General features: G+C 63.8%; 15 protein-coding genes and 1 pseudogene. 8 read left to right on the top strand and 8 right to left on the bottom strand.

Annotation, left to right across the window (positions count from 1 at the left end):
• Positions 1–279: 279 nt before the first annotated feature.
• Positions 280–1,674: a tyrosine-type recombinase/integrase gene (locus V7S47_RS20985; protein ID WP_336563394.1), complete on the bottom strand. Its 1,395-nt coding sequence runs from the start codon at positions 1,672–1,674 to the stop codon at positions 280–282.
• Positions 1,675–1,910: 236 nt separating this feature from the next.
• Here V7S47_RS20985 and V7S47_RS20980 point away from each other — a divergent pair, with 236 nt between their 5' ends.
• The 4 genes from V7S47_RS20980 to V7S47_RS20965 all read left to right on the top strand — a co-directional run bounded on the left by V7S47_RS20980 (position 1,911) and on the right by V7S47_RS20965 (position 6,331).
• Positions 1,911–2,621 carry a hypothetical protein gene (locus tag V7S47_RS20980; protein WP_336563393.1) on the top strand — a complete coding sequence of 237 codons (711 nt, stop codon included), beginning with the start codon at positions 1,911–1,913 and terminating at the stop codon, positions 2,619–2,621.
• A 587-nt stretch (positions 2,622–3,208) separates the two neighbouring features.
• Positions 3,209–3,976 carry a hypothetical protein gene (locus V7S47_RS20975; protein WP_336563392.1) on the top strand — a complete coding sequence of 256 codons (768 nt, stop codon included), beginning with the start codon at positions 3,209–3,211 and terminating at the stop codon, positions 3,974–3,976.
• Positions 3,977–4,657: 681 nt separating this feature from the next.
• Entirely contained in the window at positions 4,658–5,824 is a 1,167-nt protein-coding gene (locus tag V7S47_RS20970; protein ID WP_336563391.1) for an XRE family transcriptional regulator, read from the top strand.
• Positions 5,825–5,827: 3 nt separating this feature from the next.
• Positions 5,828–6,331: a DUF4411 family protein gene (locus V7S47_RS20965; protein WP_336563390.1), complete on the top strand. Its 504-nt coding sequence runs from the start codon at positions 5,828–5,830 to the stop codon at positions 6,329–6,331.
• An 11-nt stretch (positions 6,332–6,342) separates the two neighbouring features.
• Here V7S47_RS20965 and V7S47_RS20960 read toward each other — a convergent pair whose 3' ends face one another.
• A complete protein-coding gene (locus V7S47_RS20960; protein ID WP_336563389.1) occupies positions 6,343–6,891 on the bottom strand; it encodes a GNAT family N-acetyltransferase in 549 nt (182 codons plus the stop codon).
• Positions 6,892–7,245: 354 nt separating this feature from the next.
• Entirely contained in the window at positions 7,246–7,506 is a 261-nt protein-coding gene (locus tag V7S47_RS25710) for a helix-turn-helix domain-containing protein (protein ID WP_442945370.1), read from the bottom strand.
• 479 nt (positions 7,507–7,985) lie between these two features.
• Here V7S47_RS25710 and V7S47_RS20955 point away from each other — a divergent pair, with 479 nt between their 5' ends.
• On the top strand, positions 7,986–9,011 hold the full coding sequence (locus V7S47_RS20955; protein ID WP_336563388.1) for a CBASS cGAMP-activated phospholipase: 1,026 nt from the start codon (positions 7,986–7,988) through the stop codon (positions 9,009–9,011).
• A pseudogene (locus tag V7S47_RS25705) lies at positions 9,011–9,478 on the top strand (SMODS domain-containing nucleotidyltransferase); the annotation flags it as partial. The gene V7S47_RS20955 and the pseudogene V7S47_RS25705, both read left to right, overlap by 1 nt.
• A gap of 99 nt (positions 9,479–9,577) precedes the next feature.
• Here V7S47_RS25705 and V7S47_RS20950 read toward each other — a convergent pair.
• The gene (locus V7S47_RS20950; RefSeq protein WP_336563387.1) at positions 9,578–9,814 is read right to left on the bottom strand and encodes a hypothetical protein; all 237 of its coding nucleotides are present in this window, start codon (positions 9,812–9,814) and stop codon (positions 9,578–9,580) included.
• A 190-nt stretch (positions 9,815–10,004) separates the two neighbouring features.
• Between V7S47_RS20950 and V7S47_RS20945 the strand changes: the two genes are divergently transcribed.
• A complete protein-coding gene (locus V7S47_RS20945) occupies positions 10,005–11,951 on the top strand; it encodes a ThiF family adenylyltransferase (protein WP_336563386.1) in 1,947 nt (648 codons plus the stop codon).
• Positions 11,952–12,039: 88 nt separating this feature from the next.
• Here V7S47_RS20945 and V7S47_RS20940 read toward each other — a convergent pair whose 3' ends face one another.
• The 4 genes from V7S47_RS20940 to V7S47_RS20925 all read right to left on the bottom strand — a co-directional run bounded on the left by V7S47_RS20940 (position 12,040) and on the right by V7S47_RS20925 (position 17,005).
• A complete protein-coding gene (locus V7S47_RS20940; protein ID WP_336563385.1) occupies positions 12,040–12,474 on the bottom strand; it encodes a hypothetical protein in 435 nt (144 codons plus the stop codon).
• Positions 12,475–12,683: 209 nt separating this feature from the next.
• Positions 12,684–14,204 (bottom strand): RNA-directed DNA polymerase, encoded by a 1,521-nt coding sequence (locus tag V7S47_RS20935; RefSeq protein WP_336563545.1) that lies wholly within the window; start codon positions 14,202–14,204, stop codon positions 12,684–12,686.
• A gap of 467 nt (positions 14,205–14,671) precedes the next feature.
• Complete coding sequence (locus V7S47_RS20930) at positions 14,672–15,574, bottom strand: hypothetical protein (RefSeq protein WP_336563384.1); 903 nt, start codon at positions 15,572–15,574, stop codon at positions 14,672–14,674.
• Positions 15,575–16,783: 1,209 nt separating this feature from the next.
• Complete coding sequence (locus tag V7S47_RS20925; RefSeq protein ID WP_336563383.1) at positions 16,784–17,005, bottom strand: hypothetical protein; 222 nt, start codon at positions 17,003–17,005, stop codon at positions 16,784–16,786.
• Between the two features lie 324 nt (positions 17,006–17,329).
• Here V7S47_RS20925 and V7S47_RS20920 point away from each other — a divergent pair, with 324 nt between their 5' ends.
• Complete coding sequence (locus V7S47_RS20920) at positions 17,330–18,982, top strand: helix-turn-helix transcriptional regulator (protein WP_336563382.1); 1,653 nt, start codon at positions 17,330–17,332, stop codon at positions 18,980–18,982.

Raw genomic sequence — 18,982 nt, 5'->3', positions numbered from 1 at the left:
TGTTGCAGACTTGTGCAAGAAGGATCAGCCGTCGGTCCCCACATCGGGCGGCCCTTCGAAGGCCTACGTGTCCAGGCCGCCAGCGGTCCGTGTGCTTGTCGGTTCCGGGGAACATCTCGGGAGTTCCCCGCAACCGACCAGCACCGGGCCGTTGTCAACTTCAAAAGTGGCCCCTGACCTGCGTGTTCGCAGGCCAGGGGCCACTTTTGTTGAGTGCCCAGTGGGGCCGCGTGTCCTAACGTGTCCTAAGGCCCCCGGAGCGAGTGGCGGTCTAGACCGTCATTCGCCTTCATCGGCAGCCCCGACGAGGGTCCACGCGTCGTCTCCGTAAGTCTCCCATGCGCGTGTGTAGAGGATCGTCCACGCTTCAGCAAGAGGAAGGCCCATGGCCTTCACTTCGAGCACCAGCGGGTCGAACTGGTCCCACTCCTGGACGGTCGCATAGGTCTCCAAGGTCGTCTTCGAGTCACCGTGGCCAACGAAGGTCATAACCTCCGGCAGGCTTGCCCCCAGCGAAAACAGGAGGGACGTGACAGTGCCGCGAGCGTCATGCTCCCGAGCAGGCCGCTGCCGCCCGAGGTCGTCGTGGTCCGGGTTGCCGACCAAGTCCCCTCCGACTCGGGTCCGGGCGTAGGTCCATGCATCGCTCGCGCGTCGGTCGTCCCAGTGCTTCGCCGGGTCCTTCCTCGAAGGGAAGAGAGGCATGCCAGGCCCATCGTCTCGACGAGCAAGGGCCTCCACGATTGGCCGGGGGAGTGGAACCCTCCGAGTAGACGACTTCGTCTTGGTGTTCTTCAAGACGACCTTGTTGCGGTCGGCCTTGTCGGTGGTGGTGGCCTCGTCAATGCGGACGAGTCCTGCCCGGACCTGAACATCGGGGCCATCGAGGGCTAGAACCTCGGACTGGCGGCAACCACTCCACAAGATCGTCTCCATGAACAGGGCGTCTCTCGGAAGCGCCGCTTGGGTCATCGCGACCATCTCCCGCAGCGTCAGGAAGAACGGTGCTCGTTCATCGTCGCGGCGTTTGCTGGACGAGATCTTGGGCGTTCGTCCCTCCAGGGGGTGCTCGGGGAGGTGCCCCTCTTCGACTGCGAACTTCAGTAGCGCCGAGAGCATGTCCCAGTGAGACTCGATGGTGCTGGTCGCGAGACCCTCCGTGATCATCTCGCGGACCCAGGCGCGAACTGTCGGCAGCGTGATTGTCGTGATCGGGTAGTCGCCGAGCACGGTGCGCTTGTGCTTGACGGAGGCGGGGTCGAATCTTCGCCCGGCAGCCTCTGCCTTCTCGCGAGCGTCCTTGATTGCGGCCTTCTCGGCTCGGGTTAGCCCTTCGCCGGTGATGACGCGGCGCTCGAACTGAGCGCGCTTGCGGTGCACGGCCCCTGACTCCGTGTCGTTCTCCTCGTCGCTGAGGTAGGTGGTCCACACGGCGGACAGGGGGACCTCGGTGCCCCGATTGGGAGTCCACTGACCCCGCAGGTGAGAGGCCTTCCGCAGCAGGATTGCGTCTTCGGCCTCCTTGCGAGTGTCGAAGGTTCCGAGCGTGATTCGAGTCTTGTCGGGATTGAGATAGCGCGCGCGGAAGCGCCCCGACTTGAGTTCCTGGACACCCTTCGACTGGGAGCGCGGAGTGCGCGCCTTCGTGGGCTCGTTCGTGTTCGTCGTTGTCATGGGGTTGTCCTCAGGGCGGTTGCGCTGACCTGTCCAGCGCGTCTGACCTGGTCATCGGCAGATCCGGGACGGTACCGGGGAACACCGACAGGACACGGCGTCCTGGCGGTGTCGGACGCCTGCAGGTCTAGCGCTGTAGGCGTCCGAAGCGGTGTCGACCACCTGTCGGTGAATTGACTTATCTTGTGCACACAAGATGATTCGCATCTTGGTCACCGCCTAGGAAGGCAACCCCCGTGAAGATGAAGAAGAGCCTGGTGGCGGCAGTCGTTGCCATCCCGGGCGTCGTTGCGGCTCTCGTCGCAGGCGTCGCTTTGACCAGCCCGACGACTCCGCCAGTCGAGGCCGCGCCGAGCACGCCCGCACCGGTGCACAGCACTCCGGCCCCGGGTGCACAACCGATCACCACTCCTGAGCCTGCTCCGACCGCTGTCGTTGACGCCGAGGTCGAGAAGGTCTTTGGCACGACCGAGGGCCTCGAGGACCTGGCGCTGCGCTGGGGCGGCCTGACCCTCGGCAACGGCGACGTGGTCGCTGGCCGCCAGGAGCCTTTCGAGGCTGTCGCGGCCCTGCCTCTTTCGGAGGCACTGATGAAGAAGGTGTCCCGCAAGGCCCAGTGCGAGGCGGCTGGCCTCGTCACCGTCGAGATGTGCCCGGCTCTCGAGGTCATGCCTGACAACCTGCGGACCAAGACCATCACGGGCACGGGTGCGGTGCTCAACTCAGTCACCACGCCGGACATCGAGATGAGCACGCACGCCGGTGCACCGGCCATCCGGCTCGCCTTCCAAGCCACCGCGACCTGGATTTACACCGAAGCCGGAGCCACAGCCGAGCAGGCACTAACCCAGGACGTCTTGCTGTGGGTGCTGCCCTCCGGCGACAAGGCTGCTCCCTGGTACGTCGTCAACTACTCCGTCAGCCCTGCTGACACCGTGGAGGGCTGACCGATGCGCACCATCAAGACCGTTATCGTCACCCTGCTCACCATTCTGCTCCTCGCAGGCCTCACCACGCCCGCGAACGCTGACGGCGGCATTCCGCCCATCGGTGGAGGCACCGGCACCACGCCAGATCCAGGAACAGGGCAACCACCACCAGGCGGGGTGGCGGGGCACCCACCGCGCCACCCTGCGACGGCTGCGCCTGGCGGTTGGGCAGCATCTTCCTCATCGAGCACAGCGGCTGGGCGACAGACAGCATGGTTCTCGGCCAATGGGTCCACTTCTCATGCCCACCACGGAACGTCGGCGGGCAAGCCGACTGGCACGCCACAGCAGCATGGTGGCAAGCCGCCGTAGACGCCGACGGTGCTCTCGTCCCCGGCACCATCACAACCGGCTGCAACTACCCTCCACGGCCAGTCGACACCCCCGTCTGGTGCAGCGCAAAGGTCTCCGGAACCATCACCAACGCCGAGGGACCTTCGGCGACGCGACTCATGGTGTCGAAGTCCCGTACTACCGCTTGGGCGGGCGACCGGTACGGCGAGGGCTCCGCTGCTGCCTGTGCACGAAGCGAAGACGCGCTGCGTGTGGACACGGTGATGAATAACCTCGGGCTCTACGTAGTCGACCTGCTCTCGCGTCGGCTGCCGTGCGTGTCACGCGCCTACCCCGGCACAGACCGTCCTGACCGAATCGTTCGCTGTGGCGGTGCCGAAGATGACCTTAAGACCATCCTCGGCTCGGTCTTCTGCCAGCCTCCGTCAGGCTGGGGATGGACGACCGGGGCGGGAGCGACCAGCACCCGCCCGTTCTGGACCTGGGATGCCTGCGCACAGGAAAACACCGGTCCCATCCGTTGCCGCACAGCCGATGACGCCGTTCGTTACGCGGGAGGAGACGCGACGAATCCCGACCGTCCGGCGCAGACCTTCGCTGATGGCAAGCCGCGTTCGTTCCGGTATCCGCCCTTCAAGCCGAGCGGGTTTGCATCCATCAGCAGCGTGGAGTCCAAGATGCGCTTCGAGGAGGGGTCGCCATACCGGAGCGGTAGTAGCGCCAGCGCGGGTGACCAACCTTTCGTCTCAGAGCACCGGCTCGAGTCGTGGCTCGACGGTGACGTGCGCTCGTGGGGCTTCGCCTACCAGCACGCAGGAGCGCCAGGCTTCCCGTTCACTGTGGAGCGGACCACGACAGCCACCGGCACAGCACGCGTCAAGACGGTGAAGGTGACCAGCATCGACTTCGCCACCGGAGCCATCCAGACGGATGTCGTGTGGCGCACCGTGCCAGCGATTGTGACGTGCGAGAGCCCTGACGCCTACGTTGACGTCTTCCGCGCCCGCAACGCGTCTTGAAGGGACACGACCATGAACCACGCGCAGCCGACAGACTCACCTGCGGGCAAGCGGGAACCCCACGCTCACGCACTCAGGCGGCAGGGCCGTGGGCGCACCGCGTTCCGCATCTGGCAACCGCGCCCGGGATTCATCGACCCGAGCGAAGCCCAGGACAGCGACGACATCAAAGAGGTCATCGCGACCCACAGCCGCACAACCTTCGGGCACCCAGAATTCTGGCTTGTCCCTGCGGAGGGCGGCGATGTTGGCCGGTGGCAACGGTCCTGCATCGAATGGGACGTAGAGCCGATCCTAGCGGACAGGAAGAACCCGAAGTAGCCAATCAATGGCCTGTTTGACCACTGGCTCGGGCGGAGTTCCAGGAAGAGTTTCCATCCATATTGTGTCCGAGCGATCACCCTCACCCACGGCGTCACGATGTCCGGCGGAGCCCTGGTCATTACGTCGGTCAGTTCCAACGCCAGAAGTTGGTGCGGGTAAGCCGACTGTCGCGCTTGGGAACAGTTCCAGCGGAGGGCCTGCCCTGGGGGCCGTGGGTGGGGGAGTGAGTTCTTCGACCGTCGTACGAAGACAAACGACGTTCTTCATCGTCCCGAATCTCTACGACGCGTAGAACCACGACGCCGAAATCCTGAGACAGGGCTCCGTCTTGTGCCCAAGATGCATCCTGTGGCGTCCGTGAAGGCACTCGTCGAGCCCCAGTTGCTGATCTGGGCTCGCCGCACCGCGAACCTCGAGCCCAAGGCTGCTGACCGAAAGATCGGGGTGCCCGATGGGCGGGTCGAGCAGTGGGAGACAGGCGAACGCGCCCCCACCATCGCCGAACTGCGTCGCGCCTGTGAGGTCTACAACCGGCCGCTCGGGGTGTTCTTTCTGCCTGAGCCGCCGCAGGGCTTTGAGACGCTGCGCGACTTCCGACGCTTGGCGCTCGGATCATCCGGCGAATGGTCGGCCGACCTGCACGCCGAATACCGACGGGCTCACGATCAACGCGACGCCCTGCTCGAGATCGCCGAACTTGACCACCAGCCCGCCTCCCGGGCGTGGCGGCTCACAATTGCCGACAACATTGCCGACAACACAGCCATCGCCCGCGAGGCCCGCGACCTCCTTGAGGGGGGAGCGCCGCTGACCTACCCGCGCCCCTCAGCCGACGAGTACACACACCTCGGCTACTGGACCGCCGCACTGGAAGAGACCGGCGTGCTCGTCATGCACACCGCAGGTGGGCGCGTCTCCCCGGACGAGATGCGTGCCTTCTCGCTCTACTTCGACGAGATCCCGGTCATTGTCCTAAACGGGGCTGACTACCCGCGCGGTCGACTGTTCTCACTCCTGCACGAGTACGCCCATCTCCTGCTCCACACAGCCGGACTCTGCGACACCCGCACCGACCAGCGGGCTGTCAGCGAGAACCGCCAGGTCGAAGCCCGCTGCAACGCTATCGCTGCCGACATTCTCATGCCTGCCGCCACGGTGCTCGCGTCCGACCTCGTCGCCAACCACTCTCCCGGCGAGCCCTGGACCCTCGCCGACCTCGTTGACGCCGCCAAGCCCTATGGAGTCAGCGCCGAGTCGTTCCTGCGGCGGCTCGTCACCCTCGGCCGGGTCCCAGCAACCCAGTACCAGAGGTTCCGCGACACTTACCGCCGCGACGAGATCCATCGCGCCAAACCCGGCGGCGGGAACTTCTACATCAACAAGGCCCGCGACCTCGGCAAGGGCTACGTCCGAACCGTCACCGGAGCCCACCGCCGCGCCCTCATCGACTCTACAACTGCTGCTACCTATCTCGACGTGAAGGTCAACCAGATCCCCGATCTCGCCGCGAAGGCAAGGATCTAGCCCTTGCCGGAGGACGACACCCCGACCCTGTTCGAGACCTACTCGTTCGACACGAGTGCGATCATCAACGGACGCCGCGACATCTTCATCCCTACGACCTTCGGGCCCATCTGGGACGCCATCGAAGGCATGATCCACACCGGCCAGGTACGCGCGGTCGACGAGGTCAAACGCGAACTCAAACGGAAGTCAGACGAGGCCACCGTCTGGGCCAAGCGCTGCTCCGACATGTTCGTTCCGCTCTCACGCGACATCCAACTCGCCACCCGCGACATCCTCGCTAGACACCCCCGGCTTCTAGGTAGCGGCGGCGGCCCCCGCAACGGGGCCGACCCGTTCGTCATCGCCTTGGCCTACGCCCGCGACGGCACCGTCGTGACTCAAGAGACCCCTCGCAATATCAACAAACCGAGGATCCCTGACGTGTGTGAGGAGATGGGTGTGCCCTGGATGACGCTCCCGCAGTTCGTTGATGCCCAGGACTGGACCTTGCGACTAGGCGTCTGATCCCGCCGCCGTCAGAGCCCGACGCGTTCACTGCGGCGTTCAACGAGGACGACGTCACGCCACTTACCCTCCATGGGGCCGTACGTCATCTTGCCGACCCGGCTCCGAGTGCCAACGACTCGGAAGCCCGCTGCGGCATGGATGGCGAGACTCGCCTTGTTCTCCGGGAAGATGCCGGACTGGATGGTCCAGATGCCCGCTTGCTCGGTGGACTCCACGATCGCTTCGAGGAGTTGCCTTCCCAGGCCCCGGCCTTGGGAGCCTGGCGCGACGTAGACGGAGTGCTCGACGACTCCGGCGCAGACGCAACGGTCGGACACTGCGACGACAGCAGCCCAACCGAGGACCGTTCCCGTTGCGTCGATGGCGACGAGTCGGTGGTCGGGTAGGCGGGTGCGGTCGAAGTTCTCCCAGTTGGGTGGTTCTGCTTCGAAGGTCGCGTGCCCGGTGGTGATCCCGGCCGAGTAGATCGCCGTGACAGCGGGCCAGTCTGTTTCGGTGAGCGCCATGACGACGAACTCGTCGTCACGCAGCGGCCCAGCAGGGTTGGTGTCAGCCATGAGGTCAGTCTTGCGTGTGACGTTGGGCTTGGTGACGGAGTTGATGAGTTCCTCGATGCGGCGCTAGATGTGGTCGTGGATGGTCCGGACGGCGTCGATGTCCTGATCAGCGGGGTCGTGAGTTCCACTCTGCACTCGACGACGACAGGAAGTGGACCCGTCTGCCGGGGCATCCCAGCGGGCGAGCCACACCATCTCAGACCAAACCCGAACAGCCACTTAGGAAGGTCAAGTTGACGTCTCGCTCGGCGGGTCGCATCAACCTCGGCCTTCATGACCCCGGGCAACCGTTGCCTCGGCGGCGAGCGCCGCCTCGGCTCTGGAATCACCCGCGACGTCTCACTGGCACCAGTCTCAATCCTGAGCGCCCACAAGTCCCTCAACAAGCACGGCAGGGTCCACCTCGAGTGCTGAGGCGAGCCGGAGAAGGCTGCGCAGAGTGACGCTGCCTTGCCCGCGCTCGACTCGGGAAACGAACGACCAGAGCAATTTGCTGCCCTCGGCCAACCTCTCCAAGGACTCGCCCTTGGCCTGCCGTGCCACTCTGACGCGTCGTCCGAACTCTTGACGTGCAGCCGCGAAGGCGGCGTCGTCGTCTGCTTCGGTAGCAACCATGAGCACACCCCATGTGGCTGAGCCTCAAGGAGCCAGAGACGAAACCGCATAGAAGCGCTCGGAACCAGCCAGAAACAGCAGCCGACGTTGATCGCGAGGGCCGCAGTACGTGTGGTCGTTGCGGGCAGCCGCTTCCTACGTGGCAGCGCGGTGGGAACCACATCCCCGACTGTCCTCAATGAACCGTCTGTCGGCGTGTCGCCGAGATTCGCGCGTCGGAAATGCTGTCATCGAAGGTGATGACGCGATCGCGTCGTTGACGTAGGCGTCTCTTCCCCACGCCATCGGCCTTGGGGAGCCCGCATGTCTGAACTACCGCGACAGCGCCTCGTCTGGGACGAATCAAACGTTAGCGACAGCCCGCGCCTCGACCTCGCCGACACGCGGTACGACCACAACCCGAGCATGCCGATGGCACGCAGAACTGTCGGTGGCAGTCCCTACCTTCCAAGTGACGCCGACGAAGCAAAGGAGAATCGGTGACCATTCCCAGGCACTCATCCACTGGTCCTGCTCCCGAGCCGTTCGAAGGTGACCGCTTCCAGATCCTCACCTTGGATGGAGGGGGAGCGAAGGCGCTATTCACCGCTCACGTTCTCGCCAGGTTCGAGGAAGACCTCGGTGTTCGCGTGGTCGACCACTTCGACCTCATCGCCGGTACGTCGGCCGGGGGCATCATTGCGCTCGGACTCGGGGCAGGCCTGCGCCCGGCCGACATCGCCAAGCACTACGGCGACCTGGTCGGGCAGGTGTTCCCGCGTCGGAGACAGCGCAAGTGGCGGCTCAGTCGGCTCGCCCGCCCCGCCTACTCCGGTGAGGTCCTGCGCGGGACTCTCGCGAATGTGCTGGGCGACAAGATCCTCGGGCAGAGCGTCAAGCGGCTGCTCATCCCGTCCTGGGATGTCCAGGCTGGTGAGGTTCACATCTTCAAGACCCCACACAGTCCACGCCTGACCCGCGACTGGCGAGTCCCCATGGTCGACGTCGCGCTCGCCACGTCGGCTGCGCCGACGTACTTCCCGGCGGCGAAGGTTGACGGAGGTCGCCTGGTCGACGGCGGCGTCTTCGCGAATAATCCATCCGTACTCGCGATCGCCGAAGCGCGCAGCATGCTCGGCGTCCCACTCGAGGCGATCCGCGTCCTGAACGTCGGAACGATGACGCCGTTCAACGATCACTCGAAGCGACTGGACAACGCCGGGCTCGGACGGTGGGCCACGGTCGCTACGCCGATGATCCTCACCGCCAGCAGCGCGAGCGCCACCGGGATCGCCCGACACCTCATCGGCTTCGACAACTACGTTCAACTCGACGTCACTGTCCCGCCCGGCGACTTCGCCCTGGACCGCATCGACCCCGACGACGTCGCCGGGCACGCCGGAAGCGCGAGCAGAAACCTCAGCCCAGAGTTCGACGCGAAGTTCGCTGACCACGTCGCACCCACCTATACGGCCCCTCCGGGGCGCGACGGAAGCGCCCCGACCCTCACGAAGGAGCCGCTCTGATGGAACACCCCGGGAAGTTCAAGTCCCTCCTCGAAGACACCGTCAACCTCCCCGACGGAAAGTTGGCACTGCTCGGCACCCGCGTCGACGCGATCTTCGCCGCCATCAAGGCCGCCGACACGGATGCGACGGTGCTCGGCAAGAAGCGGCAGGGGTCGTGGGCGCAGCGCACCATCATCAACCCGCCCAAGGACGTCGAGTTCGACGCGGACTTCATGCTCGAACTCGAAGAGATCGAAGGCTGGTCACCCGCCGACTACAACGACGCAGCCCACCAGGCCCTCGCTGACCACGCCGTCTACGGATCGATGGTCCAGGCGAAGAACCGGTGCGTCCGCGTTACCTACGCCAACGACATGCACGTCGACGTCGTCCCCTACGTGAACCTCGAAGACGGCGGGGAGCACATCATCAACGCCGAGACCGACGAGTGGGAAGCCAACGACTCCGACGGGTTCACCGCCTGGATGAAGGAGAAGGACGAACTCGCAAACGGCAACATGCGGCGAGTCATCCGACTCCTGAAGTACCTCCGCGACCACAAGGGCTGGTACGAGGACACCGTCTCAATCATCCTTACCACCATCGTCGGCAACACCATCACCGAGGACAACGTCCTCGACGACGCCGACTGCTACTCCAACATCCCCGTCACACTCGCCCGCGTCGTCTCCGACCTCGCCGCCTGGACGAAGAACAACCCCACCATCCCGGTCGTCGAGGCCAACGAAGGCACCACCTTCGAGCACCGGTGGAAGGACCACGAGTACCAGCAATTCTGCACCGACATCCAGAACCTCCACGCCAAGGTCTCGAAAGCACTCGACGAGACCGACGAGACCTGGAGCCTCCACCTCTGGCGAGAACTGTTCGGCACCGGATTCAAGGCCACGTCCTCGACCTCCACGGAGTCCACCAAGTCCCCAGCACCGGCGCAGGCGCAGCAGGTGCCGGGGCTGCCGAGACCTCGTCCGGTCGCAGCGGAAAAGCCGGGTGACCAGGAAGAAGAACACACAGCCAGCGCTCACCAACTGGCAACGGCGAGCGCTGGCAGACCTGCGCGCCCAAGCCAAGAACCAACCCGACCTCCTCACAGTCGGTGCCCAACACCCAGACCCCGACGGCAACCTCTGGGTCCAGTTCTCGCTAGCGACAGGCGACTTACCTGCCCCCAAGCCAGATGGGTTCACGTTCAAGCCCGTAGAGGAGTTCGTCCTTCTCATCGCTCCGACCGACGATCAGCCCCCGACGGTCACGATGGACCACTACCGGTTCATGGGGACGCCGCACGTCCTCTCCGGTTTCTACCTTTGCCTCTACCTAGACGTCTCCCGCGAGTGGAACCCCGACGTGGGTATCAACGGGAAAGACGGCGTCCTAGACCGTCTCTGGGACTGGATGACCAAGGCGACCCAGAACGACTTCAACCCGACCACAGCCCTCTATCACGCAGTCGGGGGCGTTCCGCACGTCACGCTGCGGAGCCAAGCCATCGTCGTCCGACGACTACCCACCCCGAAAGCACGCGTCGCCACCGCCTATCTACATCGCCGCACACCGACCCGGCTCGACCTCACCATCAACAACGCCGCCGACGACAGCGACACCACCGAGACCACCCATGTGCCGGTCTTGTTCATGGACTCCGACATGCCACTCGGAGCCGGACACCATGCACTCGGCCAACTCCTCACGCTCATCAAGAACCCGAGACCGTTCGGCATCGACCGCTACGCCAAGCCACCCATCGACCCGAGCCTGACCCAGTGGCCGAGCCCGTACGAGCAAGCGCGCGTCAAGGCACGCCATTACACATGCGAGCAGTGGCCACCCACCTACAACCTCCCGCGCCCACCAAGGCCCTACATCACCACACCCGACGCCGCACTCGTCACCGCACTCATCGCCAGCGCCACCCGCAACCCGCCCGGCACCCCCCAACGGCTACTCCTCGCCGTCCCACACCCCATAGGAAAGACCCGGCACCTGCTAGCCCTCGAACTCGTACCGGAACAAGCCGACGAACTTCGACAACTCGCAGCCCTGCGGACCGAACCGCTCATCGAGTACGTCCCCGAGTACATCGAAGGACGCGCCCCCATCCAGTGGTGCTACGTCTCGGACGAACGAACCGACGTCACCACCAGACGCGACACCAGCCGCCCCGTCTCTTCACTACTCAACAAGACCATCGCAGTCCTCGGCTGCGGAGGTCTGGGCTCCTGGATCGCCGAGTTCGCCACCCGCGCCGGAGCCGAGAAGGTCATCATCAGCGACAACGGCCGCGTCACAGGCGGGCTCCTCGTTCGCCAAAACTACGTCGAAACAGACGACGGAGCCGCCAAAATCACGGGCCTCGCCAAACGCCTCGACGCCATCAGCGACACCGTCAAAATCGAGATGGCCGGAGCACTCACCATCGCCGATATGACCTACCTCGCCACAACCTGCGACCTCATCATCGACGCCACCATCAGCCTCAAGATGACCAACCAACTCAACATCGTCGCAGCCAACCCGAACCGCACAGCCGTCATCGCCCAAGTCGCCACCGACGCACGAACAGGGACCCTCGGCTACGCCACCATCAACCCGCCAGGCGACACCCGCACCATGACCCAAATGGACCACCACCTACGCGACACCGTCCGTGCCGACGGAACCCTCGAGCGCTACCGATACTTCTGGGAGGAACCCGACCCCCAAGACGAACTCGTCCCCACACGGGGCTGCTCCACCCCTACCTTCCACGGCTCAGCAGCAGACCTCGCAGCCCTCAGCGGCAGTCTCACCACCCTCATCGCCAAACACCTCACGTTGCGCGCCCACGGCGCACACCTCATCGCGCTGCCCCACTCCGACGTCCAACCCAGCCACAAGTACCTCGCCATGGACGTGTTCGGGGAGGCCTCGTTGGACGTCGCTGGGGCTGGCACCTGATCAACCGGACCCGACGGCGGCAGCGGGATTACGAGAGGGCAATGCAGACGTGAGCGCGGAAGGACCGACCTGGCGTGGGGAAGGTCACCTAGGGGTGGGCAGTGAGTTGCCCGTCGAGATGCTCGAGGAACTGACGAAGAAGATCGCCAGTGTTGCGGAGCGCTACCGAGGTCGTGATGAGTCGGTTGTCCGATTCGTCGATCGCATAGCCGAGTTTCACTAGACGCTTCTTGCTCTCGGCCAGAGCGGAGTGCTTTCTTCGTTGCAGCCGGGTGAACTGACCCAATCCGTGCACGACGGCGTTCCTCGCGTCGATCACGGCCAGTACCTCATTCCAGCGCTTGAATTCTCCCAACTGCACTCCGGGCCCCCACGTGTTGAACGCCTTCTTTGCCGCGTCCCAACTGCCCGTGGCCTTGCGCTCTTCGTCTGCGTACAACCCGTCAACGAACTTGTTTCGAGGTTCTGGAGCGTACCGCTCGAGTCGCTCCTGCAGTTGTCCGTAGGTGAACGCCTCAGTCAAGGAGGTGAGCCGGACTAGGACGCTCTCTCGTCGAATTCGCTGCGACTGAGTCGCTGCGGGCAAGACACTTAGGCGTCCCACGACTGGAAGGCTGCTTGCAAGTGCTTGTTCGGCCCTCGTATGTTGAGCGACAGTGATCATGATGAGTCGGATGACTCGCTCGCAATCAGGGTTGACTACGACGGGCGGGGAAGCGGTCAACGCTAGACCTACTTCCGCCTCTTCGAGGTGCGTGGAATGACGGGTCTACCCCACTGCTGGCTCTGCACCCACGCCGCGAGGAGTGCCTCGATTTTATCGTTGCTAGGCGCTTCCTTTCCGACCTGACCGGACGCCGCTGCCATTGCGAGGAACGCAGTTTGCTTGTGCACGGCCGGGACTCTCGCGTAGGTCTCAGTGGCCTCGGTGACGTCCAGAAGCCGACGCTGTGCAAGTGTCAGCGCAGCCTGTGCGGCGACTGAGCCATGAGAGTCGTTGAGGCGTGTTCGCAACCAACTGACGTGACCTGGTTGATCCCCGCCCCGGGGAGTAGACACCGCGCCCGCGCAATACGCGATCCACACGGACTGCCATGCGCTCACGACCTGCCGTTCACACACCTCGTCCAAGATTGACGACACACTGCTTGGAAAGGCGTCGGCCAGTGCGCTCATGTACGAACACACTTGAGGCGTTATGTCTGGCTCGTAAACCAACAGGGACGACACGTACTCGATGCCGACCTCATCCTTTGCATCGCTTAGGACAGCGAGCGCCTTACGTAGCAGAACCGACCAGGCAGCGCGACTCCAGTCGATCTCGGAAGCAAGTTCTCCGTCGTCTTGGCGGTCGGCCCACAACTCCAACAGATGCTGGGCTGCTCTCACTTGACGCTCGGATGGAGGCTCCGGATCCTCCGCCTCCTCTTCGTCAGCGTCCTCTGTGTCTACGCCCTTGTCCTCGTCGTCGCCGCCGACGTCACCGAGCGACTCCTCTTCATCGTCTTCAAGATCGTCGTAGTCCTGGAGAGCGAGCATGAAGAAGTTCTCAATACTCAGAACTTCGCTCTCTTGGTCGTCTTCTTCGTCTTTGTCTTCGCCTTCGGTATCTGCAGCGGACGGCGTCTCCCCGTGCGCGAGGGCAAACAGTTCGCGCTCGGCGCGATCAACCTCGGACAGGCTTTCCGCGTACGTATCGCGTCCAGGCGTCGACGTCTTTGATTCATTCAGCACCAAGCCCAGTGAATAGGCCGAACGCTCCGAGAGTTCGAGTGCTGCGAGGGCCGAGCCGTAGTTCGGGCACGCCACTCGAAAGTCATCTGCAAAGCGCCAGACGGAATATCCAGCGCGAACCAAGTCGCGGCGCATCGGATCGATGTAGACCTCCGCTAGTGCGTCGGAGGCAACCGACATCTGGGGGAGTCCGAAACGTCGTCCGCTGCTGGCCTGCATCAATTCGATCGCCGTACTGATCGCCAGATCGTCACCGGTCTGCGCCACGACTTCGTCGACCAGCCGCTCATGGTCGATGTACTGATAGAACGCTGCGATGTCGGTCTTCAAGACATACCGACAATCTTCCACCTCCAGCGGAGCCTTCCTGAATGCTCCATGATCGCCGCGAGACCCGTCGCCCACAGTAGTGACTAGGCCAATCAACGCGCGATACGCCAGTCGCTCCCGCAAGCCCAAGAACGGAAGTGGGCGTGACCCACCCCCGACCTTCCTTGCGAGTACGATGTCTTGTTGCATGGGGATGAATTCACGACGAAGTACCGTGCGGAGCCACTGCGCGACCTCAGTTATATGAGCACGCAAAGCGCCGTCCGCGACATTGGGTGGAAGATATCTGTTGCGCACCCTCAACTCTGCCCGAACTACGGCTTGAAAGTCGATCTCCAACAAGAGATCTGACGGCACCTTCATCCACTCACTCCTTCGACGAATGCAGGTCCAGCGGTCCAGCGATACCGTAGGAGCGGGTGGGAATCCCAGCGTGCTCACAGGCCACCAGAGACTGTGGTGTCCAGGCCTCCAGATCTGCCCACTGCGCCTGAAGACGCCACCTACTCTTCGATTCGAGAAGTTGACCCTACATGAGGGCAGCGCTTTCGCGCGCCAGCGCGACCATCGCAATACGGAGGTGAGGGTGGGTCGCTCGACTCGCCGCGCCGCCGCGACCAGGGGCGTCTCTACGAACGGGTCCAGGCGTTGCCAAGTCAAGGTGACGGTGAAGGTGCCCAAGGCGGATTAACAATCTGGCCGGTCCACCTCGGCCCCTTCTGATGAATCTTCGCTAGCGGACCGGCGTAGCCGATCTCCTTTAGCACCGAAAGGCACAACCAGTACCGCGCGAGCGTCGACGCTTCAAACCACATGTACGGGTTATACGTTTCGGCAGGCAGGTCTCGGGTGGGATGCGTGACGACGTTCCGCATCTCGATTATAGTGGACAGTGCGTCCCCGGATTGCTTCGGCGCAGACATAGATGCGCGCGCCGCCATCAGATTCTGAAAGTGTGCCGGTATTGCCCTATCGACCTTGAGGTCATCGAGTAAGAGCCCGATCTCGTCGGACGTTTTCGGAGTAGCCGTCCGCCATTGGGATCTCGAGTATGTGGCAGCGTTGCTGCTTACGAAATGGTAGTAAGCCATCAATTGTAAACCTGAGACAGGTAATGAAACGCTCAGGTCGGTTGTCACATCATTGTTCGCTGAGGTGTAGTAGCCGACGGCCGCCTTCAAGGCCGTTAGCGCAACGGCGTCGGAGGTCGCCTCGAGCATCAGACTCACGATGCTCGCGATCTGTGCGTCGGCGACAGTGTCGTCAAGAACCTGCCCGACGTGGCGGTAAGGGTGCAGCAGCGTGGTCCGCCACCGAGCCCAAACAGGCTTGTCTGCGACGTAGCCGACGGGGAGCGCGCAGGTGACTCGTCTTCCTAGGGCCAAGTCAAGGCCGATCCGAACGCGTTCCAGCACACCGAACACATCAGCGGACTCGAACAACGAACCATCCGCCCGGCGGATCTCACCGACATGGGTAAACTGAAACCCCTGCTCATCCTTGAGGGCTTGGAACCCTTGGTCGCCAGACATCGCGCCGACACGGTCGAGCGTCACCACCCACCCCGCGCCTGTGCATGTCGTTCGCCCCCGCCAGAAAACCTCTCGGCTTAGGGCGTCACAGACCCTTCCGCCGTCCAAACCAAACCATCCATTTGGTACGACGAATGTGGCCCGACTTAGTTGGGTTTGCTGGCCAACCTCTTGCTCAACCTGTACGCGGGTTGACGTCGTGCCAGGCAAGGATGGCACCTCAGTGCGCTCATCTCCTCCCGACGTCGGTGGCAGCACGCCGTTTGGCATGTCGATATCGAGGACAGATTGAGATGTCCACATGTCACCGCTGCTCGCCCCAGAGAGCAAGTCTTTGATGTCCTTGACGCGGGTGGTTCGTTGGCCGGACGCCTCTATGCGCGGACGCGGACCCCACCGCCACTGGACGACGCCCATCAATGAATCCGGGTCGTCGTCCACCCTGAAAGGCCCGGCGTACAGCGGAACGTCTTGGTTCGTCCCAGTTGGCGCATAGTGGTGGCGCAACGCGTCCGGATACTGATGCTTGACGGTCACCGTCGTGCCCGAGTCCGTCTTGACCTCCCACGAGACTGTGCGCACCCCATCATCTGCGTACGTCACACATACAGGCCGCCTCTGTACACCTCCGTCGACGGGCTGTGCGCTCTGCGCCGGAGCACGCCAGGACAGGAGGCGCTGCACCAATGAGCGCAACCTTTGACCGGCTGCCTGAGCCTGCTTTATAGCCGGAGTCTGCACAGAAGGTTCTTAGCACCTCGCCTGTACGACTTTCCGCATCTCGTCCCACCGCGCGCCACGTGAGCGAACCTGTCGACCGTGCGCCAAGGGTCAGTTCCGTTCCGCACGTCTCGACAACAACGGCAGCGCAGATCGGAGAGGCACTGGTACTGCTGCCGGGCCAGCCCCCGCCGTTGCGGCTCCGCTCGACTCTCCGGTAGGAGGCGGCGGCACGCAGCGCCGCAAGAGGACCGCGACAGTCACCACGAGCGCGCACTACCCGCTGAAGGCCACGCCCTAGACGCCAGGTCGGGCGGGCCTTTCGGGTTTCGAGGTGTCGAACAGGAGAGGAGATGCTCCGCGCGCGAGCGAATCGCTGAACCACTCACTCCCAGTTCCTGCCATGCGCCGGAGCCTGCATTTTTGTCTTGAGACAGCAGGTCGGGGGGGGGGGGGGCCCGGGCCCCCCCCCCCCCCCCGACGCTTGAGCCTGAGTCAGTGTTCAGTCACGTGGGGTCATCGCGGCTTGCGGGTCCCGGACTCGCCGTCGCGTCGGTTGTCCCACGTGTGGCCGTGGCCCTTGCCGTCCGGCTTCCCCTTACCGCCCCAATAGGTGTCGGTGCGGTTGTCGGCGCGGTTGGTGACGATCTTGCTCTTCTGACCGTCGCCGGTACGGCCGCTGGTCTCCAACTTGCCGTTCAACTTCAACTTGTTGTTGCCGGTGTTGCGCATCGTCATGACGCTCTCCTCTTCGTGTGAGGCTCCGGGCCTGGCCCCCGGAGGTGGTCCCTCACTAGGGACATTAGAAGTAGTCACAGGCCCTGCTGGGATCCAGTTTCGGCACCCCCAGACTGTTGGGTTTTTCGGCGCGAACGACTGCGTGTGCACTAGGTTCCCGACCACAGCGCGCTGGACCACCTCGGGCAAAGGGACGCTGTGAGGCACACGGATTGACGGTGTCGCCTTCGCTGGCGCGTCAGCCTGGGGAGAGGTTCAGTGGATATCCAGGACGGCATTGCTCGGTGGCGGCTTCGCTTGCGGGAGGTTGTCAAGGGCTCTGGGATGACGCAGAAGGAACTGGCTGACCTGCTCGGGGTGAGCATCAACACGGTCGGCAACTGGGTGGGACCGAAGCCTCGACCAGACGCCCCCAAGGTGGAGTCTCTGCTTCGACTTCACCAGGCCGGTCTCTATCCCATCGCCGAGCAGATCATGGACCTCGGCGATATTGGTGATGAGGAGTTGCGGCCGGTTGTCCCGGTCTGGCACCCGCGCAATTCCCTGGTGGGTCTGGTGGAGCAGTTCAACGAACTGGTCGTCGATGCGTCGAAGACTGAGCCCGACGGTTTGGACTTCACGAGGACCCTCCTGCAGTCGTGTCGAGAGTCGGGGGACATCGGCAGGTGGCGGGCGAGGGTGTTCGACATCGTGCATGGCTGGCACATGCCATACCTCGGTGGGCAGGGTGTCGAGTTCCTGCGCTGGTACGGCCCGAATGCCCTGGTTGACCGCCGTCCGCGACGCACGCACGACTTTCTCGACTCCATCCCTGGGCCGGAAGATGCATGGAAGAAGCATGTAGGCGGGGAGTTGCAGAAGGCGGTTCCGCCGCCGGGGTTCCTCCCAGACGAGGAGGACGAGTCCCAGCGCCTTGTGCGGTGGGACGCATTTCGTTGGGAGCGGATGGAACTTATCGCCAGGATCGTCGAGCCGTTGCGAGCCTCGCAGGCTGACTTCATCGGTGGCTGGGGACACGGGGGCACGGCTCTTCTGCGGAACAAGGTCGTCATCAACGCCCGTCATCTGATGACGCTTCCTCCAACAATGTCGGTGCCGGAGGACCCACTCGCATTGGCCCGACCCGACGTCCACCTCATCCTGGTTGTCGGACCCGGGTCGTTGTCCCCAACTCGGACGGCGACACGTATCGCAGAAGCGCTGGGGTGGCGGCACGCCTCGAACCGGACTCTCTCGCACGCGCTGACGGGACATCGGTCGTCACTGGTGGCTCGACGAACCCAGGATGACGAGCGTGTTCTGCGTTATCTGACTGCGCTGCCGACTACGACGCCACCTTTGGTGGTGTCGATCAACTACCGGTACCTGTTCACCTCTCTACCCGGACCCTCCGGGGAAACGGAGCAGGTCATGTTGCCGGGCGTGGAGATGCTCTTCCGGTCGCCGGGAGTGTTGCCCGTCCTGCTGTCTCATGACCGGGGGAACGCGTCGAGCGCATTGTGGGAGGACCGCATCCGGTACGGGCGGGGGAAGCCACAGGCGCATGAGTCAGCCACTGAAAGAGTCGCGCTGCGGCAGATGAGCCAACTAGTTGACCTGGCGGAGAACGTTACGGGTTCGTATATGGCCGAAGTGCAAGCAACTCACCTCAATGGTGGCGCACCTGTCGGCGAGGACGAACTCAACCCGGCGCGCTGGTTCATCCACCCGGTGAACGGGGACACCATTCTGCGCACCGCTTACGAGATTGCTGTCGCGTTGCGCCGTGGTCGTCCGGTGACTGGGTCTGGTGCGAGAGAGACCTTTCACCGCGCGTCAGTGCTAGACCGGTACCGCGACGTCCTCGCGGCCGCCACTGGCGGGGAACTATGGAGGGACCCGGCTGGCTGGCTCGAGTGCAATCAGCAGTTCGGTCAACGCCCGGACCCTAGAAGTCTCCCACCACGCGCTCGGGTTGTAGACCTAATTATCCGCTGA

The sequence above is a fragment of the Nocardioides sp. CCNWLW216 genome (assembly GCF_037120545.1).
GTDB classification, from domain to species: Bacteria; Actinomycetota; Actinomycetes; order Propionibacteriales; family Nocardioidaceae; genus Nocardioides; species Nocardioides lianchengensis.
The sequence above is the reverse complement of the archived record's forward strand: the minus strand, read 5'-3'. Positions and strand labels throughout refer to the sequence as shown.